Source organism: Pseudoduganella chitinolytica (assembly GCF_029028125.1).
GTDB lineage: Bacteria > Pseudomonadota > Gammaproteobacteria > Burkholderiales > Burkholderiaceae_D > Rugamonas > Rugamonas chitinolytica.
The window spans coordinates 2,769,353-2,791,168 of sequence record NZ_CP119083.1 but is presented as its reverse complement, the minus strand read 5'-3'; the positions used below and the strand labels follow the sequence as shown (position 1 = coordinate 2,791,168).

18 protein-coding genes and 1 pseudogene are annotated in these 21,816 nt (G+C 65.0%); 5 read left to right on the top strand and 14 right to left on the bottom strand.

The window, feature by feature from the left end:
• Positions 1-8 precede the first annotated feature (8 nt).
• The 7 genes from PX653_RS12365 to PX653_RS12335 all read right to left on the bottom strand — a co-directional run bounded on the left by PX653_RS12365 (position 9) and on the right by PX653_RS12335 (position 9,548).
• The gene (locus tag PX653_RS12365; RefSeq protein WP_277418157.1) at positions 9-263 is read right to left on the bottom strand and encodes a PAAR domain-containing protein; all 255 of its coding nucleotides are present in this window, start codon (positions 261-263) and stop codon (positions 9-11) included.
• Between the two features lie 52 nt (positions 264-315).
• Complete coding sequence (locus PX653_RS12360) at positions 316-1,887, bottom strand: SEL1-like repeat protein (protein ID WP_277418156.1); 1,572 nt, start codon at positions 1,885-1,887, stop codon at positions 316-318.
• A gap of 127 nt (positions 1,888-2,014) precedes the next feature.
• Entirely contained in the window at positions 2,015-2,269 is a 255-nt protein-coding gene (locus tag PX653_RS12355; RefSeq protein ID WP_277418155.1) for a PAAR domain-containing protein, read from the bottom strand.
• Positions 2,266-3,906, bottom strand: a complete 1,641-nt coding sequence (locus tag PX653_RS12350) for an SEL1-like repeat protein (protein ID WP_277418154.1) — start codon at positions 3,904-3,906, stop codon at positions 2,266-2,268. The genes PX653_RS12355 and PX653_RS12350 overlap by 4 nt, the downstream gene beginning before the upstream one ends.
• A 2-nt stretch (positions 3,907-3,908) precedes the next feature.
• Entirely contained in the window at positions 3,909-5,933 is a 2,025-nt protein-coding gene (locus PX653_RS12345) for a phospholipase D-like domain-containing protein (RefSeq protein ID WP_277418153.1), read from the bottom strand.
• Between the two features lie 33 nt (positions 5,934-5,966).
• Positions 5,967-8,708, bottom strand: coding sequence for a type VI secretion system Vgr family protein (locus PX653_RS12340; RefSeq protein ID WP_277418152.1), 2,742 nt, complete (start codon positions 8,706-8,708; stop codon positions 5,967-5,969).
• 228 nt (positions 8,709-8,936) lie between these two features.
• On the bottom strand, positions 8,937-9,548 hold the full coding sequence (locus tag PX653_RS12335; protein WP_277418151.1) for a hypothetical protein: 612 nt from the start codon (positions 9,546-9,548) through the stop codon (positions 8,937-8,939).
• Between the two features lie 127 nt (positions 9,549-9,675).
• Here PX653_RS12335 and PX653_RS12330 point away from each other — a divergent pair.
• Positions 9,676-10,757: pseudogene (locus PX653_RS12330) on the top strand (cation:proton antiporter domain-containing protein); the annotation flags it as partial.
• Between the two features lie 45 nt (positions 10,758-10,802).
• Positions 10,803-11,426 (top strand): NAD-binding protein, encoded by a 624-nt coding sequence (locus PX653_RS12325; protein WP_371876474.1) that lies wholly within the window; start codon positions 10,803-10,805, stop codon positions 11,424-11,426.
• 46 nt (positions 11,427-11,472) lie between these two features.
• Here the strand turns inward: PX653_RS12325 and PX653_RS12320 are convergent, their stop codons facing one another.
• The 6 genes from PX653_RS12320 to PX653_RS12300 form a co-directional block, all read right to left on the bottom strand.
• Positions 11,473-11,736, bottom strand: a complete 264-nt coding sequence (locus tag PX653_RS12320; RefSeq protein WP_277418148.1) for a hypothetical protein — start codon at positions 11,734-11,736, stop codon at positions 11,473-11,475.
• 57 nt (positions 11,737-11,793) lie between these two features.
• Positions 11,794-12,030 carry a hypothetical protein gene (locus PX653_RS28365; RefSeq protein ID WP_371876452.1) on the bottom strand — a complete coding sequence of 79 codons (237 nt, stop codon included), beginning with the start codon at positions 12,028-12,030 and terminating at the stop codon, positions 11,794-11,796.
• 291 nt (positions 12,031-12,321) lie between these two features.
• A complete protein-coding gene (locus PX653_RS12315) occupies positions 12,322-12,747 on the bottom strand; it encodes an OsmC family protein (protein WP_277418147.1) in 426 nt (141 codons plus the stop codon).
• A 90-nt stretch (positions 12,748-12,837) separates the two neighbouring features.
• Positions 12,838-13,233 (bottom strand): hypothetical protein, encoded by a 396-nt coding sequence (locus PX653_RS12310; protein WP_277418146.1) that lies wholly within the window; start codon positions 13,231-13,233, stop codon positions 12,838-12,840.
• Positions 13,230-14,099: an SMP-30/gluconolactonase/LRE family protein gene (locus PX653_RS12305; protein ID WP_277418145.1), complete on the bottom strand. Its 870-nt coding sequence runs from the start codon at positions 14,097-14,099 to the stop codon at positions 13,230-13,232. Before PX653_RS12305 ends, PX653_RS12310 begins: the two co-directional genes overlap by 4 nt.
• A 100-nt stretch (positions 14,100-14,199) precedes the next feature.
• A complete protein-coding gene (locus PX653_RS12300) occupies positions 14,200-17,664 on the bottom strand; it encodes an EAL domain-containing protein (protein ID WP_277418144.1) in 3,465 nt (1,154 codons plus the stop codon).
• 213 nt (positions 17,665-17,877) lie between these two features.
• Between PX653_RS12300 and ribBA the strand changes: the two genes are divergently transcribed.
• The 3 genes from ribBA (at position 17,878) to nusB (ending at position 20,097) form a co-directional block, all read left to right on the top strand.
• Positions 17,878-18,990, top strand: coding sequence for a bifunctional 3,4-dihydroxy-2-butanone-4-phosphate synthase/GTP cyclohydrolase II (gene ribBA / locus PX653_RS12295; protein WP_277418143.1), 1,113 nt, complete (start codon positions 17,878-17,880; stop codon positions 18,988-18,990).
• Between the two features lie 103 nt (positions 18,991-19,093).
• The gene (gene ribH / locus PX653_RS12290) at positions 19,094-19,582 is read left to right on the top strand and encodes a 6,7-dimethyl-8-ribityllumazine synthase (protein ID WP_107141474.1); all 489 of its coding nucleotides are present in this window, start codon (positions 19,094-19,096) and stop codon (positions 19,580-19,582) included.
• A gap of 44 nt (positions 19,583-19,626) precedes the next feature.
• A complete protein-coding gene (gene nusB, locus PX653_RS12285) occupies positions 19,627-20,097 on the top strand; it encodes a transcription antitermination factor NusB (protein WP_277418142.1) in 471 nt (156 codons plus the stop codon).
• Positions 20,098-20,424: 327 nt separating this feature from the next.
• Here nusB and PX653_RS12280 read toward each other — a convergent pair whose 3' ends face one another.
• Positions 20,425-21,351: a transglycosylase SLT domain-containing protein gene (locus tag PX653_RS12280; RefSeq protein ID WP_277418141.1), complete on the bottom strand. Its 927-nt coding sequence runs from the start codon at positions 21,349-21,351 to the stop codon at positions 20,425-20,427.
• Positions 21,352-21,816 lie beyond the last annotated feature (465 nt).

Sequence of the window (21,816 nt, the reverse complement as noted above, 5' to 3'; positions counted from 1 at the left end):
TCCGAGTTTCACACTGACGAGATCAGCTTGGCACCGCAGGCGGTCATATCGTCGTCGTAAGCGTACGGGCGGCCCTGATGCCTGGCACCGGCACCGTCCGGCTTGATGGGGTAGTCGCCCTTGCACTTCGGGCAGGTCGTTATGTCCCCGGCCAGTGCGGCTTCCGAACCCATCACGATGGTGCCGGACGACACGGCGGACACGTGCCCGCCATGGTCGGTCTTGTCGTTCATGCGGATCACACCGCGTCCCTGGTGTTTCATGCTGTCTGCTCCTAGGCGTTCGAAGGCGTGCCGGCTTCCATCAAGTGCCACGTCAGTTCGGTCGGATCGAATGGTGCTTGTCCCCATGCCATGGAGTTGGAAAAGGCTGTCCCGCAACCACCCATGCCTGGCGCCATGGCTGGTTGAGCGCAGCGCCTGCGGGATGGCCGGACGACAGCCACGGCTGCCAGGCGCCGGTCACCGGGCAGGGCATGCCTGCGGCGCACGAGAGGCCCAGTTCGGCAGGGGGGATTTCGCGTGCGATGCCAGCCACGGCAACCGGTGCGACGGCTTCGCGGTCCCGATGCACCGTGATAAAGCGCCGCCACACCAGGCCGGTGATCGGAGCGGCGCCCGTCACGGCGGGGTCATACAAGCTGTCGAACGGCTCGCCCGGCCGATACAGGCCTGGGGGCAGGGTCGCGAGGTGCGTCCGCAGTTGCGACGGTCCACCTGGTGCCGTTGGCGCCCAATATCCAGCGCACGGCGCAGCGACCGCAGTTGTCGTGTCGTCGCAGGGACGCAGGTCGTAGGCGGCATCGACGTGGGCGCGCCCGTTTGCCTGCGGCGCCGGGCCCGGCTCGGCTTGCCCCCGCTTGAGCGTGACGCCTTTCGCGGCCTCGATCAATGCCTTCTTGTCGCCGTTCCACTGGGGAAGCTGGGCGGGCGGTAGCGGCAGGATCTTGTCCAGGTTGGGCAGTCGCAGGTCGGGATTCCAGTGCAGGGCGTCATACAGTACACGGTAGCGCTCGGACCTTGCCTTGTCCAGGTATGGGACCAGCATGTCCGCGAGGTCATCCGGGCGCTCGAATTCGACTAAAAGGAAGCGGGCACAGTCCGCGCATCCGAGCCTGATCCCTTGTTGCAAGGTCTGGAGCGCCAATGCTTTGGTGGCGGCAGTCCGCGGTCCGGATGGGTTACCATTGGCCACTCGTGGCCATGCATGCATTTCGAACAAGCTGTACGCTGCAGGGCCATATCCCTGGCCGAGAGCACATTCGAGCATTTTGGTAGCGACAGGAATGTTGGCCCAGAATCCGTCTCCAGGGCTATCCCACGTTGCTGACACCTTGTCGCCCAGGTACGCCATCGCCTGCGGGCTACCCATCTCCGCCGCTTTCTGCCAGAACGCGAAGGCACGGGTCGCGTCCCCGGGCACGCCGACGCCCTCGCTGTAGTACGTTCCCATCCTGTCATAGGCGGCAGGGATGCCAAGCCGCATCGCTTCTTCCACCAGCGCCAGGGCATCGCGCGCGCCGTGGGGCGGATCGCGCTTCTCCAGGTACAGGCTGGCCAGGTTCAGCATGGCCTTCCAGTGGCGCCGCTCCGCTGCGGCGCGCGTCAGCTGGACGATTTTCTTGTAGTCGCGGTCCTCTTCCCACGTGTCCGGACCTTCCAGCGCCCGGGCCTCACGGAACCACGCATCGGCCTCGGCATCGATGGGCGGCACCTTGGTCGCCTCGATCTCGCAAGTGAAGGTGGGGCGGTGCGGATTGAAGAGGGCGAGTTGTTCATTGCGAGGCAATGCCTGCTCGGCCTTGTACTGACCGTATGGTATCTGGAATGCCTTGTACGAGCAGACGGCGGCGACCGCTGCAAGTGCGCCGTAGGAGAGCTTGCGCAATATTGTGCTTTTCATCGTCAGCCAGATCGGTATGGGGTGCTGGGGTGGGCCCGGAAGGCAGGACGAAAAGCGTCCTCGCCACCGAGGTACGCTTTGCCCGATGTCATCTTCTGGAAGTGTCCAGGTATCACAGTGACGAGATCAGCTTGGCACCGCAGGCGGTCATATCGCCGTCGTAAGCGTAGGGGCGGCCCTCATGCCTGGCACCGGCACCGTCGGGCTTGATGGGGTAATTGCCCTTGCACTTCGGGCAGGTCGTCATGTCCCCGGCCAGTGCGGCTTCCGAGCCCATCACGATGGTGCCGGACGACACGGCGGACACGTGGCCGCCATGGTCGGTCTTGTCGTTCATGCGGATCACACCGCGTCCCTGGTGTTTCATGCTGTCTGGCTTCCGTTCGAAGTCTTGCCGGCTTCCATCAGGTGCCACGTCAGTTCGATGGGATCGAATGGTGGCTCCGCGCCGTGCCATGGAATCGGGAAACGCTGTCCCGCGGTCATCCATGCCTGGCGCCATGGCTGGTTGAGCGCGGCGCTTGCGGGATGCCCGGACGGCAGCCATGGCTGCCACACGCCGGTCGCCGGGCACGGCATGTCTGCGGCGCATGAAAGGCCCAATTCGGCAGGGAGGATTTCGCGTGCGATGCCGGCCACGGCTACCGGCGCGACGGCGCTGTGGTCCCGATGCACTGTGATAAAGCACCGCCACACCAGCCCGGCGATCGGAGCGGCGCCCGTCACGGCGGGGTCATACAAGCTGTCGAACGGCTCGCCCGGCCGATACAGGCCTGGGGGCAGGGTCGCGAGGTGCTTCCGCAGTTGCGCTGATCCACCTGGTGCCGTTGGCGCCCAATATCCAGCGCACGGCGCGGTGCCCTCGGCCGTCGTGTCGTCGCATGGATGCAGGTCGTAGGCTGCTTCGACCTGGGCGCGCCCGTTTGCCTGCGGCGCCGGGCCCGGCTCGGCTTGCCCCCGCTTGAGCGTGACGCCTTTCGCGGCCTCGATCAATGCCTTCTTGTCGCCGTTCCATTGGGGAAGCTGCGCTGGCGGCAGCGGCAGAATCTTGTCCAGGTTGGGCAGGCGAAGGTCGGGATTCCAATGCAGGGCGTCATACAGTACACGGTAGCGCTCAGACCTTGCCTTATCCAGATGCGGAACCAGCATGTCCGCGAGGTCATCTGGCTGCTCGAATTCCACTAGAAGGAAGCGGGCACAATTCGCGCATCCCAGCCTGATTCCTTGTTGCAACGTCTGCAGCGCCAGCGCCTTGGTAGCAGCGGTCCTCGGTCCAGACCGGCTACCGTTCGGCGAACGTGGCCATGCCTGAAGATAGTACAGAGTGGATGCCGCCGGGCCGTAGCCCTGGCCGAGAGCGCATCCGAGCATCTTGGTGGCGACAGGAATATTGGCCCAGAACCCATCCTTAGGACTATCCCACGTCGCCGATATTTTGTCGCCGAGGTATGCCATCGCCTGCGGGCTGCCCATCTCCGCAGCCTTCTGCCAGAACGCGAAGGCGAGGCTAGCGCCCGCCGGCACCCCGATGCCTTCCATGTAGTACGTACCCATCCTGTCGTAAGCAGCAGGAATGCCAAGCCGCATCGCCTCTTCCACCAGCGCCACGGCGTCGTCCGGGCCGTGGGGCGGATCGCGCTCTTCCAGGTACAGGCTCGCCAAGTTGAGCATCGCCTTCCAGTGGCGCCGCTCCGCCGCAGCGCGCGTCAGCTGAACGATCTTCTTGTAGTCGCGGTCTTCTTCCCACGTGTCGGGGTCTTCCAGCGCACGTGCCTCACGGAACCACGCGTCGGCCTGCGCATCGATGGGCGGCACCTTGGTGGCTTCGATTTCGCAGGTGAAGGCAGGCCTGTGCGGGTTGAAGAGAGGGAGCTGTTCGTTGCGCGGCAATGCCTGCTCGGCCTTGTAGTGAGTGTATGGCACTTTGAACCCCATGAAGAAGCAGATGGCGGCGACCACAGCAAGTACGCCGTAAGTGAGTTTGCGCAAATGAAGCTTTTTCATCTTTAGCCCAATCTCATCGTGCTGCTGCGGTTATCCCAAAGCGGCAGGAGAAACCCTATCATCGCGTTTGAGTCGCCCTTTGCAAGCTGGTTTTTGGTCATTCGCTCGGTCCAGAGAATATAGGTTTGCGACATATCATCTCGCGTTCCAGCTTTCCCATCGAAGCCACCACCACTAAGCTGACCGAATATCCTCCGCCGCAAATCCGTCGCATGCCTGGCATCGTTCGTCGCAAAATTGATCTCGCTGTCCACGGACATGCTGCGCTGGTTGAGGTTGGCACTGCCAAAACTGATGAAGGTATCGTCGATCAACAGCATCTTCGAATGGATATAGATTTCGCGATAACGCATGCGGCGCTGGCTGATGCCGCTCGTCTGCAGCATGGACACGGCCACCTTCAGGCCAAACTGCTTCTCCAGCGCGTCGATGGTGGGCTTGTCGATCCGGTTGGCGTATTCGACGATCGCCGGTTTCGAATAGACGGCGCCGGTAGGCCGCCCGATGTCGTCGACCATGACCCCCGTGTAGCGCTTCTTGTTTTCCTTGTCGATGAGATCGGACTGCCCGGCCATTCCGGCTTGCTGGCCAAGAACGGCCAGGGTGTCGTAGGTGCGCGGGACCATCTGCGCTCGTTCCGGCACGGGAATCACGATGAACACGTGCATCAGCGGCATGTCGGCCTTGCTCTTGCCGGCCTTCGCCGCACCCGCCTTCCACGCGGCCATGACGTTCTTGCGCGCCTGGATCAGGCGTTCGGACCATTCCTGGTACTGGAAATACTGGTTCTCGACATACAGATAGCCCGAAGCTAACGCGGCCTGGTCGGTAGCAAGGAAATACATCTCCTTGATCGTCTTGTCGTTTTCCTGGGGCTGGGTGCGGACGATCTGCACCGAAGAGTGCGTGCCAGGAACCACCGTGCGCTTGAGTGCCTGGGGAACTGCCGGTTGGTCGCCCAAATCGGACGAGCCCGTGCGCGCCCAGGCACGGCGGAAATTCTCGAACACGGCGGCAAGCGCTCCTCCGGCGTCGATCCGGCAGGCATAGTCTCGGTACGGCTTGAAGGTAGCGAACCCCGCGTCCGGCTTTTGGTTCGCCTCGACCTGGACCGCTTCCCCCGCTTCACGCACACTGCCGGTCTCGCGGCGCGGATCCTCGATGAGATGGGCTTCCGTGTCCCAGTATTCCGTTACCGAATTGAGGCCCTTGACGTAGCCGGTTGCATGGGCACCATCGGCATGGTCATAGTCGATGACGATCGTCTTTTGATGATGAGTGCCGACCCTTACCATGCCGGCCCGTTCGACCTCGATTGTCCCCAGGGTGCCGGGCTGATATTTTTCGGTGGCGAGGCTGGACTTGATGGCATCCGCGTCGCCGGCCCGGGTCCGTATCTCGACATGGTCGAACTTGCCGGCAAAGGCCGCGTTGTACCACTTGTTGCAATACTCTGCCCGCGCCGCCAATCCAATCATGCCCATATGCTCCGGTCCAAAGAGGCGGGAGCCTTGCGGAGTCTTGATCGGATGCTGGACCCCGGATCTCAGGTAGTAATCTTCGGTCAATGCGCGAGCCCGTTGGGCCGATAGATTGCCTCCTTCGCTTAATCCGGGAGCCGCGGGCCATGGATTCGTGTCATGCGAATACCCTGGCATGTTCATCGCCGAACCGCTGCCAAGCTTGCTGTACCAGACCAGTATGCGCACCTTGACGCCACGCTTGCCGGCGGCAACCAGGAGGTCTCCGTAGGTGTCGCCGCGCGGCCACGTCGTGCCGGTGCGCACCAGCTCGATGCCGGGATCGAAACCCCAACAGATGATATTGATCGAATGTTTCGCATTCCGGATGCGTTTCGCGATGTCCGCGAAGGCGGTTTCGCCGCAAATGAAGAAGGTGAGCCCATTGTTGTGGGTAACCGGGTGGGTCGCCGTGCGGTTTTCAAGGAACCACTGGCCAGTACTCCTGGCCTGGCGGCTGCGTTCATCGATGTGGACCTTTTCGGCGCGGGTGATCGTATCTGGCATGTGGCCTCTCTCGGTAGAACGGTGCGTCGGTCTTCAGCAATATTCGCGGCTCGCCGTCGTGCCCGCGACCGCGCGTGCCCCGGTATTCGACAGCCTCTGCTCGCGATGCGCATCGGAACCTGCCGGCTCGAATTGCGGAACGGCCGCCAGGTCGTAGACGTGGCCGTTCGGCAGCTGGACCTGGTAGTTGGCAGGGCCTGCGCGGTGTTCGACCGCGATCCTGCCCAGGTCGTCGGTAATCCCGTCCTCCACCTTGGCGCCGTCCTTGAGCAGCGTGTAGGGAACACTGGACCACGGCCGCCCGCCTGCGGTGCTGTGCAGCGTAAACACGAGGTGCATCGGTTCCTGCGGGGTTTGCGGATCGGCGACCGTGATCTTGTGTTCTGCGCCGGGATGCGGCATGTTCTTGGGGCCGAGTGTCTGGAGGTTGCCGTGGAACTGCACCGGTTTCGACGTGAAGACCTGTACCAGATCGCTGATCTCTACCATGGACCCAGACCCGTGCAGCCGGACTCCCTTCTTCCCTTTCAGGTCGATCCAGTCGGACTGGCTGATGAGCGAGAGCACCTTGTTGGCAATGATCTCGACCCCGCCATCGTGGGCCTGCACCGTGATCTTGCCGGCGGCCGCGACGAGTTTCATGCCCGCCTTGTGCACGAACAGCCGGAAGGTTTCCTTCACGCTCGCAAAGAAGCTCTCTCCCGCGGCGACCGACAGGTTGCGGCCCGTCGTCAGTGCCGTGTGCCGGTCGCTGGCGATGTGGGTCGACTGCGCTGTCGTCGTCTCGATGCCAGCCGGGCTGGACAGCACGAGATGCGCCTCGCCCAGCTCGGGAAATGGTCCGCCGGTGCCGCGGATGGCGTCGTTCTGCGCCTTGAGCGCATCGGCCACGTCGTGCTGGTGTCCGCTCTCCTGCGCCTTGCCCTGCAGCGCGGCCGAGGCGCTGGCATCGTGCAGGCCGTGTGCGGTCTTCAGGCGCTCGGCGGTCTCGCCCATGTCCTTGATGTGCGACTGTGCCTGCATGCGTGGTTCTGTCGTGACGAGCATGCCCTTGCCGGCGCGCACCACGCCATGCCCGTCCGTGCGCAGTTCCCAGCCTTCGCCACGCGCATCGAGCCGGCCCCGGTTGTCGTCGATCCGGGTGACGTGTCCGAGCGAGAGCTGGCTGTGCAGGTGGTCGCTCTTGAGCTGCGCCTGGATCTGGCCGCTGGTGTCGTCCAGCACCAGGTGGTTGCTGCGCCCGCCCGGCCGGTTGCCCCCGCCCGGCACCAGCTCACGGCTGCGCAGCCCGGTCAGCGCCTGTTGCGTGGGAACGGTCCAGGGCGGCATGTTGCGCTCGTTGAACACGGCGCCGGTGATGAGCGGACGGTCCGGACACCCGTCGATCCACTGGACGATCACTTCCATACCGACGCGCGGAATCGCCGCCGCGCCAAGCTCGGCACCCGCCCAGGCGCTGGCAACCCGAATCCATGCCGAGCTGCGGTCGTCATGCTCGCCGATCCGGTCCCAATGAAACTGGACCCGCACCCGGCCATATCGATCGGTATGGACGTTGTCATCGCCGGCCGCGCCGACCACGACAGCAGTCTGTGGTGCCAGGATCCTGGTCCGCGTGCTGTTGAAGCCCCGGCCAGGCCGCCACGGATAGCTCTTGCGCGTGCACGTTACCCCGTTGCGATACTGGATTTTCTCGTCGTCGCTGCGCAAGTAGTTGTTGGTGGCCACGTGGCGCACCGCCAGCACCAGAAAATCGTCCTTGGCCGGATCGCTGCTGCCACTGTGGAAGTCGTGATTGAAATGATCCACGAGACGGAACCAGCGGCCCGGCGCGACGTGGCGGCTGTTGCCTTCGGCCTCGACGACCCTGGCTGTCGCTTCGATCTCTTCCATCCGGACACGGCTCTGTGCATCCCCGTCGCCGCGACCTTTCAGCCCGTATGCGCCGGCATACTCGTACGATTCGAGTTCGGGCACGTCCCCCTGCTGGTTCAGCGTGGGCAGGGAGGCATGCCGGGGGCTTGGATCCTTGAAATCGAAGGCGCTCAGCGCGACGTTGGCCGGGACGAAACGGCGCTCCGGCGACCAGCGGTCGAAGGCGTCTTCGTCGTGCGCGCCGCCTGCGCCGTGGAATCGAACTTCCACATCGCCATCGACTGCCGGCGCATACGTGGAATCGCTGGCGACGACCAGGCGGTGGCCATCCGCCTCGTGCTCATACCAGTAGTACCATCCCGCAGCCTCCCAGCGGCGGCTCAGGTAGTTGAAATCCGTCTCGTCGAACTGGCATGCATCCGTCATGGCGGGATCCTCGGCCGTTACCCGCCAGTCCCAGCGCGGATGGACGCCGTAGTCTTCGAAAATGCTTTCCGTCTGCTGGCGCAAGGTTTTGCCATGGAAGAGGTAGTTATCCTTGCGAAAGCCGAGGAACTTCAGCCATGGCCCCAGCCTGGCCTCGTAGAACGTCATGCCGCCGTCGGAACGACGGCGCTGGAAGCTGAAGACATACCCCGAAAAGTAACGCAGGCTGCCGTCGCCGCGTACGAGTTCGATCGAGAGCAGTTTTCCCTGCATCTCCTTCAAGGGGATGCAGGCATTGTCGGATAGTAGTTCAACCGTGAACTCGAAATCCCTGGACAGGCTTTCGTTTGCGTCGAGCTTGTCGACCAGGAATTGCGCTGCCGGTGCGTCGTCGTTTGGAAACGAGAGACGCAGGATGCGGTTGAACTGTCTGTCGTGGATGAGATCGAGGATGGTGCGGCGGAGTGTATTCATGCTGGCGCTGGATATCCGATGAGATGATCCATGGATGGATCACGTACTGAACGTTACTGGCCTAGCAGTACCGTCGTGACGTCATCGGCGCTTGCTCTGGCTGGGATTGGGAGACCGCTCACTGCGCGTGTCGGTTACGAGGCCGCGCAGCTGCTGAGAATCTACGCCGAGCGTCGGCGCTGATCTTGAGATGCCCCAACTTTTGTCCGGCTATTTCCGTGCCCGCGCTCAGGCCACAGTGTCGTGCCCGGCATCCGAACTCAGCTCGACCAGCTCCGCAAGCGACTTGCGGAACTTGGCGATCGACTCGTCAAGCCACGCGACATGCGCCAGTGCGCCTTCCGCCTGGCTGTCGGCGCCACGGGCGCGAAACTCTTCGGCCCAGCGCATTTCGGTCGCGCGATACCCTTCCAAGGCTGCCAGTTGCTCGCGAATGGCATCGATCGTGCGCGACTGCCTGGATGGGGCCGCCCATGCCTCGGGTTGGCGTGCCGCACAGTAGCGAGCGACGACGTCGGCGCCGGGCCGGTCGGCGCGGGCCGGCAGTCTCTCCGCATCGGCGAACGCGCGGATATCGCCCGCTGGCACGAAGCTCACGTGCAGGCCCGCATCGAACAGGGCAAGCGCTACGGACGTCGCCTTGGGGTCCCCCTCGATCACGCAGAAGTGCACAGTCTCCGGTGCGACCTTCTGCTTGCGTACCCATTCGATCAGGTCGTCCCCATGCGCTGGTGGGACGGCCAGTGCCTTGGTCTTCAGCTTGCCGTGCACGAGCAGCGCGACATCGAGCTTGCGCTTGCCGGCTTCCACGCCGACCACGGCGTTTCCAGTCAATACCACATCAGTCCTTTCAAAATGGGGCCAGGCAGCAGCTATGCACATTGCAGCCGTTTGCCCTGCCGGCCGGGTTCTCCTACACTGCGGGATCAGCCGGCTGGGCAGCCGGCGCCCGTTATCATAACCACACATGACAATAGCCGATCTGAGAGAAGTCCTGCTGTTCCTGCTGCTGGCCGGCCTGGCCGTGCCGCTGATGCAGCGCCTGAAAGTGAACCAGATGCTGGGCTTCCTGCTGGTCGGGCTCGTGTTCGGGCCGCACGGCCTGGGCAGCTGGACGGCGCAGGCACCGTGGCTTGCCGACATCACGTTCCACGACGTCGAGGCGGTCAAGCATGTCGCCGAGCTGGGCATCCTGTTCCTGATGTTCATGATCGGGCTGGAGCTGTCGCCGGCACGCATCTGGGCACTGCGGCGCAGCGTGTTCGGTACCGGCGTGCTGCAGGTGGGGCTGACGGCGGCCGTGGTCGGCGCTTTCGCGCTGGCGTTCGGCAATCCGCCCGGCACGGCGCTGACGATCGGGCTGACCCTGGCGATGTCGTCCACGGCCGTCGTCATGCAGTTGCTGAGCCGGGGCCAGGGCTTGGCGTCGCCGCTGGGGCAGGCGTGTTTTGCCATCCTGATGCTGCAGGACCTGGCCGTGGTGCCGATCCTGATCCTGGTGGAAGGCCTGGGTGGCAGCGGCGCCGCGCTGTGGTCCGTGCTGCTGGTGGCCGTGGCCAAGGCGGCGCTGACGATTGCCGCCGTCTACCTGGTCGGCCGGCGCGTGGCGCGGCCCATGTTTGCCGCGTTTGCCGTGCAGCGCCAGCCGGAGATCTTTGTCGCGCTGATCCTGTTGCTGACCCTGGGTATCGCGGCCGCGGCGGCGGCGGCCGGCTTGTCCATGGCGCTGGGCGCGCTGCTGGCCGGCCTGCTGCTGGCCGACACGGAATTCCAGTACGAAGTGGAAATGATCGTCGAGCCGTTCCGGGGCCTCTTGATGGGCTGTTCTTCATGTCGGTAGGGATGGAGCTGGACCTGCGTACCGTGGCCGAGTATCCGTTCTGGCTGCCGGCGTCCGTCGTCGGGCTGCTGCTGATCAAGGCGACCGTCATCACGTTGCTGCTGTGGCGCCTGGGCGTGGGCCAGGCCGTGCAGGCCGGCATGCTGATGGGGCAGGGCGGCGAGTTCGCGTTCATCGTGCTGGGTTATGCCGTCACGGCCCGGCTGCTGCCTGCCGAGACGGGCCAGTTCCTGCTGGTCGTCGTCAGCCTGAGCATGCTGGCCGCGCCCGGCAGTGCGGCGCTGGGGCAGCGCTTCGCCGCGTGGTGGGACAGTACGCGCGGCGGTTGCGCGGCGGCAGTGGCCGGACCGGGCGCCGGCGAACCTCCGCGCGCAGGACACATCGTCATCGGCGGCTATGGCCGCGTAGGGCGGCTGGTGGCGGACGTGCTGGCGCGCCATGGCATCGAGCACGTCGCCATCGAACGCGATCATCACCTGGTCGCGGCGGCGCGCAAGGAGACCGGCAACCTACATTCGGGCGACGCCTCGATGCCGCACCTGCTGGCGCGCCTGGGCATCGGCGAATGCGCTGCAGTCGTGCTGACGATGGACGACCCGAAGGCGGCGCTGGAGGCCGTGCGCGCGTTGCGCCGGCACTATCCGGCGCTGCCCATCATCGCGCGCGCGCGCGACGAGAAGCACGCGCGCCTCCTGAAGGGGGCGGGCGCCAACGAAGTGATTTCGGAAACGGTGGAGTCGGGCCTGCAGCTGGCCCGCTTCGCGCTCAGCTCGGCCGGCATGCCGGAAGGGGCGGCCGGCTTACACATCCAGGTGGAGCGGGCCGAGCGCATCGCGACGGCGACAGGTGCCGCGGAAGAGCCGGCGCAGCGGAACTAGCGACAGCTGGGGATCCCCCAAGTGCCCGGTCGTCAACGCCCTGGTATCAGTTCATTTGCGGATGGTCCTGTTCGAGTCGCATCCACGTGCTCCACGCTAACAGGATGCCGAAAACAGGAAAGACAGAGAAAGCGATGATGGCGAAGTCGCTGGCCGGCCGCTGGGGTGCCAGGAATGCGAACAGTAAAGTTGATATTGCCGCGGTTGAAACACCCCATGCAACAACGCCATAGAGAAAAATAAAGTGCAGGCGGCCGTGGCATCGTATAGCGTCCCAATTGTTTGAGAACTTTCGTACGATATAAGACATTGGAAGCTCCGTTTAAATGGTAGAGCTGCCGTGTCGACAGCTCTACGGTGAACACTTTCAACGTTGTGGCACGGCGAAACAACCGGATGAGCCTCCGCCTGCGATAAGGCCTCCGATCGCACCCAGCGCCACACCCAGGAACCCTCCGGAGGCGCCGGCAATTGCACCGCCGAGTATCCCCCATCCTGCTCCGCTTTGGCATTGGCGCATCGCGGGACTCATAGGTACAGTCTGGCCGCGGCTGCCCATTGCACCGTGCACGAGACTGAGCTCATCATTTGTCAAGACATTCATATTGCGCTCCTTTGGTTGACATTATGTTTGGCCGAAGTTCCTGCGAAAAGCTGGTGTGACAGCAAAACGCTGAGCCGGTACAACTGGTTCTTATAACGTCAATGGAGTGCGGGCTTTTTGTTGATTGTCAATGGAGACCGATGCTGGCGCTCAACCGGTGGCTCGTGGTTCACGCCAACGTGGTGCGGTAATAGATTGATCCCGCTCAAGCACCGTGGCGCTGTGCAGAAGTAGCGATGGTGTTCGCGCCTCATGCATGTCAAGGCCCGCCCGCAGGCATGGGCGAGACCTTTACTGCACCAGCTTCGCGTCCAGCGTGATCTTGGTGTTGAGCAGCTTCGACACAGGGCAATTCGCCTTGGCCTTGCCGGCCAGCTCCTGGAACCTGGCGTCGTCCGCACCCGGGATCTTCGCTTCCAGGGTCAGGTGCACGGCCGTGATGGCGTAGCCGTCATCCAGCTTGTCCAGCGTGACTTCGGCCTTCGTGTTCATCTGCTCGGCCGTCAGGCCCGCCTCGCCCAGGATCAGGGACAGCGCCATGGTGAAGCAGCCGGCATGGGCCGCGCCGATCAGTTCTTCCGGATTGGTACCCGGCTTGCCTTCGAAGCGGCTGGCAAAGCCGTACGGATAATCCTTGATGGCGCCGCTCTGCGTGCTGATGGCGCCCTTGCCATCCTTGATGCCGCCGGACCAGACTGCCGAACCTTGGGTCTTCATCGTAAGCTCCTTTATCGTGTCATGTGAGTAAGCAATGGTACTGCCTGCCCGGTCCGACCCGCGTCCCGCTTCGGGGAGAGCCAGGGAAGCCTAGGCCAGCAGCTCGCCGGCGACCATGCCCAGCATCTCGACGACGAAGAACAGCAGCAGGAACAGTGTCATGCGCAGCAGCGCGCGCCAGCGCTGGCCGGCGGCGCGGCGCAGCAGGTAGACGGGCACGGCCAGCGGTGCCAGCAGGATGACGAACAGGTTGCCGCCACGCGAGCGGCGGATGTCGCGGGCATCCGTGTCGCGGCAGTACCAGGCGAAGATGGCGTAGTTCAGCACGCCCGCGGCGAGCACCGTCCACCACAAGGGTTCGGGCCAGTGGCGCCCGTCGTAGAAACCGCTGACGACGCCCATGACGGCCACCAGGCCGAACAGGAACCGGACGGCCGGGCGCGGGCTGCGCACGGCCGGTTCCGGCGCGGGCAGCGAGGCGCTCAACCGAACCGCGCTGCGGGCACGCCCCGCACGTCCAGTTGCACGGAGAACAGCGCGCCCGCCAGCGGGTCCGCCGCCTTGCGCGCCGCGTCGTAGCCTTGCCAGGCGCTGGTGATGTAGAGCGTCTTCAGGTCCGGCCCGCCGAACGCGACGGACGACGGCTGTGCCACCGGCATCGGGATCGTCGCCAGCAGTTCGCCGGCCGGGCTGTAGCGGCACACGCGGCTGCCGCCCCACTGGGCGATCCACACGCAGCCTTCGCTGTCGACGGTCATGCCGTCCGGCGAGCCTTCGCCCGGGCCGAACTGGCGCCACACGCGCGGCGCGCCCAGGCTGCCGTCCGGCCGCACCTCATAGGCGTAGGTGCGGTCCAGCAAGCTGTCGTTGTGGAACATCGTCTTGCCGTCCAGGCTGAACGTGGGCCCGTTGCAGATGTGGTACTCCGTCAGCACCGTGTGCAGGCTGCCGTCCGGGTCGAGACGGTACAGCTTGCCGTCGGGCCGCTTGACGTCCGCCGCGTTCATGGAGCCCGCCCAGATGCGGCCGGCGGCGTCCACCTTGGCGTCGTTCATGCGCAGGCCCGCGATGTCGAACGGACGGTGCAGGTATTCGATCCGCACGGCTGGTTCCAGCCACAGGCGGACGATGCCGTCGCGCAAACCCGCCATGAAGCCGTCGCCGTCCTTGCGCGGCAGCAGCCAGCACACGTAGGTGGGCAGTTGCCACGTATGGCGCAGGCCGTCCGCATCCAGCGCGTGCAGCGCGTTGCCGACGAGGTTGACGAAGTACAGGCGCTGCTGTGCGGCATGCCACAGCGGGCCTTCGCCCAGTTCGGCGCCCAGGGGCCAGACGCACTGCGGCGCCGGCATGGTTGCATGATCAGTTGCGTTCGATACGGTCACGATGTCATTCAGGCAAATAGTGGGAGATCGTTACCTTACCTGAAATCGTGCTGTTGGTGTAGCGCTATCAATGCGCCTGCCGGGTGCTTTCCGGCGTTCCCTGGCGCAACGCGGCCCGGACGGCCTGCAGCAGCTCCTCGTCGTTCCACGGCTTGCTGAGGAAGCGGGCGATGACGCCGCGATTGGCCGCTTCCGTCGCCCCGGCCAGGTCGGCATAGCCGCACAGCAGCAGGCGCACCGGGTGCGGGTACAGCTCGCGCACCCGTGCCATCAATTCGATGCCGCTGCTGCCGGCCATGCGCTGGTCGGACAGGATGACGTCCACCTCGTGTCCTGCCAGCAGCTCCAGCGCTTCCTCGGCGCTGCCGGCCAGCAGGATCTGCCAGCCCTCGCGCCGGAACACGCGCTGCAGCGCACGCAGGACGCCGGGTTCGTCGTCCACCAGCAGGAGCGTGTGCCGGGGTTTGGGCGCCGGCGCATGCGGCAGCGCCAGGCAGCGCTCCTCGCGCAGCAGCGCGGCCAGCTCGTCCGCGGGCAGGGGGCGGCTGAACAGGTAGCCCTGGATCTTGTCGCAGCCCATCGTGTGCAGATATTCGAGCTGGCCTTCGGTCTCGACGCCCTCCGCCACGACGATCAGCTCCAGCCCATGCGCCAGCGCGGCGGTGGCTTGCGCGATGGCGGCGCTGCGCGGATCGCTGGTGATGTTGCGCACGAACGTCTGGTCGATTTTCAGCTTGTCCAGCCGGAAGCGCGACAGGTAACCCAGCGAAGAGTAACCCGTGCCGAAATCGTCCAGCGAGATCGACACGCCCATGGCCGACAGTTCGTTCAGCTGCGCCTGCACGTGCTCGGCGTCGTGCATCATGATCGATTCCGTCAGCTCAACCTCCAGGTAGCGCGGCGCCAGGCCCGTTGCCTGCAGCGCCGCGCGGACCACGGCCGGCACGGTCCCGGCGGCGAACTGGCGCGCGGAGACGTTGACCGCCACCGTCAGCGGCGCCAGCCCGGCCTGCTGCCAGGCCTTGTTCTGGCGACATGCTTCCTCGATGACCCAGTTGCCGATCGACAGGATCAGGCCGCTGTCCTCCGCCAGCGGGATGAAGTCGCTCGGTGGCACCATGCCCAGGTGGCTGCTGTGCCAGCGCAGCAGCGCTTCCATGCCACTGACGCGGCCGTCGGACAGCGACACCTGCGGCTGGTAATACAGGCGCAGCTCCTTGCGCTCGATGGCGTGGCGCAGGTGCACTTCCAGCGACATCCAGCGCAGCGCGTGGGCGTTCATCTCGCCCGTGTAGAAATGGAAGCTGTTGCGCCCGCCATCCTTGACGTGCGACAGCGCCACGTCCGCGCCGATCAGCAAGGCGCTGGCCGTGGCACCGTCGCGCGGGTACATGCTGATGCCCACGCTGGCCGTCACGTACAGGTCCTGGTTGGCCAGCCGCACCGGTTGCGCGACCTGGTCCATCAGCTTGCGCGCCGTGACGATGACGTCGTCCACGTCCGGCGCCTTGGTCAGCAGCAGCGCGAATTCGTCCGCACCCAGGTGGGCCAGCGTGTCGCCCGGCGTGACGATGGTGCTGACGCGCCGTGCGACCTCTTGCAGCAGTGCATCGCCCACCTCGTGGCCGAGGGCATCGTTGATGCGCTGCAGGCGGTCGATATCGAACAGCAGCAGCGCCAGCTGGCCGCCACCGTGCTGGGCGGCGTCGATGGCCAGTTGCAGGCGGTCGTTCAGCAGGTTGCGGTTGGGCAGCTGGGTCAGCGGATCGTGGTTGCTGAGGAAATCGAGCTGCGTGTGCGCTTCCATCAGGGCGCTGATGTCGCTCGACACCGAGACATAGGCGCAGACCTGTTCGCGCTGGTCCTTGACGACGTTGATACTGATGCGTTCGGGGTACACCTGGCCGTTCTTGCGCCGGTTCCAGATCTCGCCGCGCCATTGGCCTTGCGTTTCCAGGCTCTGCCAGATGGCCCGGTAGAACGCGGTGTCGTGCCGGCCCGAGCGCAGCACGCGCGGATTCTGGCCCAGCACCTCGCGCTCCGCGTAGCCCGTGTTCTGTTCGAACGCACGGTTGACGGCGATGATGTTGGCGGCGGCGTCCGTCATCGTGATGCTTTCCTGCGTGCTGTCGAAGACCTGGGCCGCCAGGCGCAGCCGTTCTTCGAGGGCGCGGCGGGCCGTGATGTCGCGCAGGATGGTCGTGAAGATCGGCTCGCCGTCCACGTTGGCCGCCGACAGCGCCATCTCCGCCGTGAATTCCTCGCCGTTCTTGCGCTTGCCGATCATCTCGACGATGCGGCCGCTGTAGGTGCGTTCGCGGCTCTTGCGGTAGCGCGCCACGCGGTCGCGGTGCTCGGGCAGCGAGCGTTCCGACAGCAGCAGCGTGATGGGCTGGCCCAGCATTTCCGCTTCCGTGTAGCCGAACATGGCTTCGGCGGCGCGGTTGAAATGCACCACCCGTTCCTCGTCGTCCGAACCGATGATGGCATCCGGCGCCGACTGCGTCATGGCGCGGTAGCGTGCCTCGCTGGCGCGCAGGGCCGCATCGGCATGGCGCCGCGCCGACACTTCCATCTGCAGCTGGGCCGCATGGCGCTGGATCACCTCGTACAGGTTCATGTTCTCGTACGCCACGGCCAGCTGGGCCGCCAGCATGCGCAGGAACTGCTCGTCCGTGGCGTCGAAACAGGCCTCGTGGCGGCGCTCGGCCACGTACAGCCAGCCGTACAGGTGGTACTGGTCGCGCACGGCCATGCCCATCAGGTTCGTCACGCGCGGATGGCCGCCGGGCAGGGCGGGCAAGTCGCCGCTGGCCAGGCAGCGGCGCAGCACGTCGTTGCCCAGCATCAGCTCGCCGGGGAACGCGGCGCGGTCCAGCAGCACCGGTTCCAGCAGTGCCGGGTCGATGCCGCGCGTCTCGATGTGCTGGACGGCGCTTTCGTTCGCATCCAGCAGGCACAGCACGACGATATTGGCCTGCAGGATGCGCGCCGCCGCCGCGCAGAACAGCATGGCCATCGTGGCCGCGTCGCGCTGGCCGTTCAGGCGCAGGCTCAGTTCGTGCAGCGACGCCATGCGCTCCACGGTGCCCGGCACCTGCGGCGGTGCCACGGCGGCGGGGGGCGCGGGCGCCAGCTCGTCCGGCACCGACAGTTGCTCCTGCGCCGCGCCCAGCTCCAGGTTGACGGCATCCATGATGGACTGCGGATCGGCCGGCTTCGGCAATACGCTGCGCACGTCGCAGGCGGCCGCCATCGTGCGCAGTTCCGGCATGGAATAGGTGGCGGAGAAGAAGATCACCGGCGTGTGGCGCAGTTCCGGATCGGCGCGCAGGCGCTGCACGAACTCGTAGCCGTCCATCGTGGGCATCAGGATGTCCGTGATGACGAGGTCGGGCCGGTGCAGGTCGCACAGCTCGAGCGCCTGCGCCCCATCGGCCGCCTCCAGCAGGCGGTGAGGCGTAAAGCCGAGCAGGGTCAGCAGGTATTCGCGGTTGGTCGGTCGGTCGTCGACGATCAGTATGGTGGACATGTGGCCCCGTATTCCGTTGGAATCGATCCTACTCCGCCGGCCCGGCGCCGGGCGCACGGCTGTTGCGGCAAATGGAGGCTGTCCCCGATTTCCAAAAATTGGGGACAGCCTCCCATTTTTCGGCAACTTTTGCCGCAGCGGGCGGCAATGTCGGGTGAAGTGGCGCCAAATCCATTAAAATAGCGGGTTAGGAAACACGCGAAGGATGTAAACATGTCTATCTCCAGCACCGAAGAAATCGTCGCCGAGCTGCGCGCCGGCCGCATGGTGATCCTGGTCGACGAAGAAGACCGCGAGAACGAGGGCGACCTGGTGCTGGCGGCCGACTTCGTCACGCCCGAAGCCATCAACTTCATGATCCGCCATGCCCGCGGCCTGGTCTGCCTGACCTTGGCCGAGGAAATCGTCGACCGGCTGGAACTGCCGTTGATGGCCACGCGCAACGGCACTTCGTTCGGTACCAACTTCACCGTCTCGATCGAGGCGGCCGAAGGCGTCACGACGGGCATTTCCGCCGCCGATCGCGCCCGCACCATCCAGGTGGCCGTGGCCAAGGATGCCAAGCCGGACGACCTGGTCCAGCCGGGCCACATCTTCCCGCTGCGCGCCGTCAAGGGCGGCGTGCTGATGCGCGCCGGCCACACGGAAGCGGGCTGCGACCTGACGGCGATGGCCGGCCTGACGCCGGCCTCCGTCATCTGCGAGATCGTCAAGGACGACGGCACGATGGCGCGCCTGCCCGACCTGCTTGAGTTCGGCAAGGAACATGGCCTGAAGATCGGCACCATCGCCGACCTGATCCACTACCGCAGCCAGAAGGAATGCATGGTCGAGCGCGTGGCCGAACGCACGCTGAACACGGCCCATGGAGAATTCAAGATGATCGCCTGGCGCGACACGCCGAGCGGCTCGGCCCACCTGGCGCTGGTGCATGGCGAAGTGGATCCGGACCGCGAATCGCTGGTGCGCGTGCACCAGCCCGTCTCGATCCTGGACCTGCTGGAAACGGAAGCGACGACGCACTCGTGGAACGTGTCGGCCTCGCTGAAGGCGATCAAGGCGGCCGAGCACGGCGTCATGGTGCTGCTGAACTGCGGCGAGACGGCCGACCAGCTGTTCGGCCAACTGGCCGCGTTGAACAAGCCGGACAGCAAGCCGCAAGGGCGCGCCGCCAGCATGGACCTGCGCAGCTACGGTATCGGCGCGCAGATCCTGCGCGCGCTGGGCGTGCGCCGCATGAAACTGCTGGCCAGCCCCCGCAAGATGCCGTCGATGACGGGTTTCGACCTGGAAGTGACGGGCTACCTGGCCAAGCCCGAGGCATGACACGAGCCGGCGCGCGGCATGAGCGCGCTGGCACCGTGGCGTCCGGGGTATGCTTCCCCGGGGCGCCCCCATTTACCCACATACACTATATAAGAGGCTCGTCATGACCGTAGGAAGCTACGAAACCAATCTGAACGGCGAAGGCCTGCGCATCGGCATCGTCCAGGCACGTTTCAACGAAGACGTGTGCCACGGCCTGCTGTCGGCCTGCCTGGCCGAACTGAAGCACCTGGGCGTGGCGGACGAGGACGTGCTGCACGTGACCGTCCCGGGCGCGCTGGAAATCCCCCTGGTGCTGCAGAAGATGGCCGAATCCGGCCAGTTCGACGCGCTGGTGGCGCTGGGCGCCGTCATCCGTGGCGAAACCTACCACTTCGAGCTGGTCTCGAACGAATCCGGCGCCGGCATCACGCGCGTGGGCCTGGACTACAGCATCCCCATCGCCAACGCCGTGCTGACGACGGAAAACGACGAGCAGGCTGAAGTGCGCATGGCCACCAAGGGCGCGGACGCGGCCCGCGTCGCGGTCGAGATGGCCAACCTGGCGATTGCTCTGGAAGAGCTGCACCAGGACAATTCGGAAGAAGAATAAGCAGTACGGGCGGCTGCGGCCGCCGGAATCAATCAGGAAACGACATGAACGAAAAATCCCTCCACGCCAACCCGAGCAAGAATCGTACGCCCCGTCACCGGGCGCGCGAGTTCGCGCTGCAGGGCCTGTATCAGTGGCTGCTCAATAACGAGGACGCGAAAACCGTCGTCAACAACATCCGCGCCGCGCACGGGTTCGACAAGGCCGATGGCGACTACTTCGCCGCACTGCTGTACGGCGCCATCGAGCAGTCCGTCGAGCTGCGCGCGGCATTCGCGCCGCTGGTGGACCGCGGTGTCGCCGAGTTGTCGCCGATCGAACACGGCGTGCTGCTGCTGGGCGCGTACGAGCTGAAGAACCAGCTGGACATCCCTTACCGTGTCGTCATCAACGAGGCCGTGGAGCTGACCAAGTCGTTCGGCGGCATCGACGGCCACAAGTACGTCAACGGCGTGCTGGACAAGCTGGCGCCGCGGCTGCGTGCCGATGAGGTTGCGGCGGACAAGAAGCGCTGATCGTTTCGTTGCGCTGGGAGAAGCCACCTGCGGGTGGCTTTTTTTTCGCGGATGGTGATCCGATGGGGTTTGTCCCCGGTAGGTGATGGCCTGGGCGGTGGCCCGCGGCGTCGCAAGGGGACTGACCCCGGTTTTCATCGGCGGCTCATGCGATGCGATAAAAACCGGGGTCAGTCCCCTCGATGCGCCAACGGCGAGCGCTCGAGCCATTACTTACCGGGGACAGACCCCAGGCGTCGGCAAGCGCTGAAGCAACCGCCTACCGGGGACAGACCCCATAATAAAAAAAGCCACCGCAAGGTGGCTCGATCGCGATGCTGGTCCCGGTTACAGGCCGGCCAGTTGCTCCGGTTCGCTCTTCGGCTCCTCTGGCTCGGGTTCGGACTTGGCGGTCACCGTGGCCGGTACTGCCGGGGCGACGGGGACGGCCGGGGCTGGCGTCGGCGTGAAGGTCGGGACCTTCTTGCCGGCCGAGACCTGCTTCAGGCGCTGGTATTCGGCCAGCACGCGGCTGCCGTAGCCGTCGTCGGTCGCAAAGGCGCCGGCACCTACGTAGCTTTTCAGGCCCGCTTCGACGGAACCGCCGCGCGTTACGTAGTCCTTCAGGATCAGCGAGCCGACGCGGATATTGGCGACCGGATTCAGCGCCGCCTGCACGCCGCCCAGTTCCTGGAACTTCTCGTGGTGCACTTTGGACATGACCTGCATCAGGCCCTGCGCGCCGACCGGGCTTTCCGCGAACGGGTTGAAGCGCGATTCGATCGCCATCACGGCCAGGATCAGCAGCGGGTCCAGCTTGATCTCGCGGGCCGTCATGTAGGCCGTGGAAACGAGCATGTTGGCGGCGTCGCCGGCCACGCGGTAGCGCTTGGACAGCCAGTCGGTCACCCATTGCTGCTGCTTGCGCGTGCCCAGCAGGGCCTTTTCCTCGGCTGGCGAGAGGGTGGGGCGTTCCGCCGTCGCGACGGCCGGGGCTTCCATCAGCTGGTGCAGCTTGGGCGCCACCACGACTTCGGCGACCGGGACGGCGGGTGCTGGTTCCTCGGCCAGTGCGCGCGACAGGTTGCGCGCCAGGTCAGGGCGGGCGTACAGCACGGCGATCGTCACGATCGCGGTCACGCCGAAGATGGTCAGCGCATGTTGCGCCGTGGTGAAGATGCTGCGTAAGGTAATACGTTGCGTGCCGAAGCGCGCGACCGGCCCGATGGCCAGCAGGCGGGCGGCCGGAGCCAGCCCAGTGAAGCGATTAATCATTCGATCTCCCTGAAATGTCCGTAAAAGCATGCCCCCACCGCGCGTGAACACCACGCGGCACTGTTGCTGTGCAATTGCCGTGCATCAGAATTGTTATCGTCTACCGTCGCCGGGAAGCGCGGTGGACGCCATCATTGCTTGCCAGAGCTGATTCATGTGAAACCAGTCGCAATACAACTTTTTTCGGGGAGGGCCCAAAGGCCAAGGGCAGACGCCCTGAGAAAACACTCCTTAAAATGTCATGTGGAGCCCCGACTCCGTGAATGAATGAGTGACAATTTTCGTTGGCATTTTTGCCATGTCCTCTTCAAGTAAGCGAATTGTAGAAGCCAGTTTATATCACGTCAATACTAACACCGACGTTCTTTATAACTTCTGAATCTAACATACGCAGGCGAATGTTAGCAAAAACCAATAGAATCAACCACTTGACCGGATTACCTCAAGCCGGCCGTCCACAGCGAA

What these genes read in the sequence shown, in the direction of transcription:
- PX653_RS12365 (WP_277418157.1), bottom strand. Translation starts at nt 263, where the DNA reads ATGAAACACCAGGGACGCGGTGTGATCCGCATGAACGACAAGACCGAC.
- PX653_RS12355 (WP_277418155.1), bottom strand. Translation starts at nt 2,269, where the DNA reads ATGAAACACCAGGGACGCGGTGTGATCCGCATGAACGACAAGACCGAC.
- PX653_RS12350 (WP_277418154.1), bottom strand. Translation starts at nt 3,906, where the DNA reads ATGAAAAAGCTTCATTTGCGCAAACTCACTTACGGCGTACTTGCTGTG.
- PX653_RS12345 (WP_277418153.1), bottom strand. Translation starts at nt 5,933, where the DNA reads ATGCCAGATACGATCACCCGCGCCGAAAAGGTCCACATCGATGAACGC.
- PX653_RS12340 (WP_277418152.1), bottom strand. Translation starts at nt 8,708, where the DNA reads ATGAATACACTCCGCCGCACCATCCTCGATCTCATCCACGACAGACAG.
- PX653_RS12325 (WP_371876474.1), top strand. Translation starts at nt 10,803, where the DNA reads ATGCTGGCCGCGCCCGGCAGTGCGGCGCTGGGGCAGCGCTTCGCCGCG.
- PX653_RS12320 (WP_277418148.1), bottom strand. Translation starts at nt 11,736, where the DNA reads ATGTCTTATATCGTACGAAAGTTCTCAAACAATTGGGACGCTATACGA.
- PX653_RS28365 (WP_371876452.1), bottom strand. Translation starts at nt 12,030, where the DNA reads ATGAATGTCTTGACAAATGATGAGCTCAGTCTCGTGCACGGTGCAATG.
- PX653_RS12315 (WP_277418147.1), bottom strand. Translation starts at nt 12,747, where the DNA reads ATGAAGACCCAAGGTTCGGCAGTCTGGTCCGGCGGCATCAAGGATGGC.
- PX653_RS12305 (WP_277418145.1), bottom strand. Translation starts at nt 14,099, where the DNA reads ATGCCGGCGCCGCAGTGCGTCTGGCCCCTGGGCGCCGAACTGGGCGAA.
- PX653_RS12300 (WP_277418144.1), bottom strand. Translation starts at nt 17,664, where the DNA reads ATGTCCACCATACTGATCGTCGACGACCGACCGACCAACCGCGAATAC.
- ribBA (WP_277418143.1), top strand. Translation starts at nt 17,878, where the DNA reads ATGTCTATCTCCAGCACCGAAGAAATCGTCGCCGAGCTGCGCGCCGGC.
- ribH (WP_107141474.1), top strand. Translation starts at nt 19,094, where the DNA reads ATGACCGTAGGAAGCTACGAAACCAATCTGAACGGCGAAGGCCTGCGC.
- nusB (WP_277418142.1), top strand. Translation starts at nt 19,627, where the DNA reads ATGAACGAAAAATCCCTCCACGCCAACCCGAGCAAGAATCGTACGCCC.
- PX653_RS12280 (WP_277418141.1), bottom strand. Translation starts at nt 21,351, where the DNA reads ATGATTAATCGCTTCACTGGGCTGGCTCCGGCCGCCCGCCTGCTGGCC.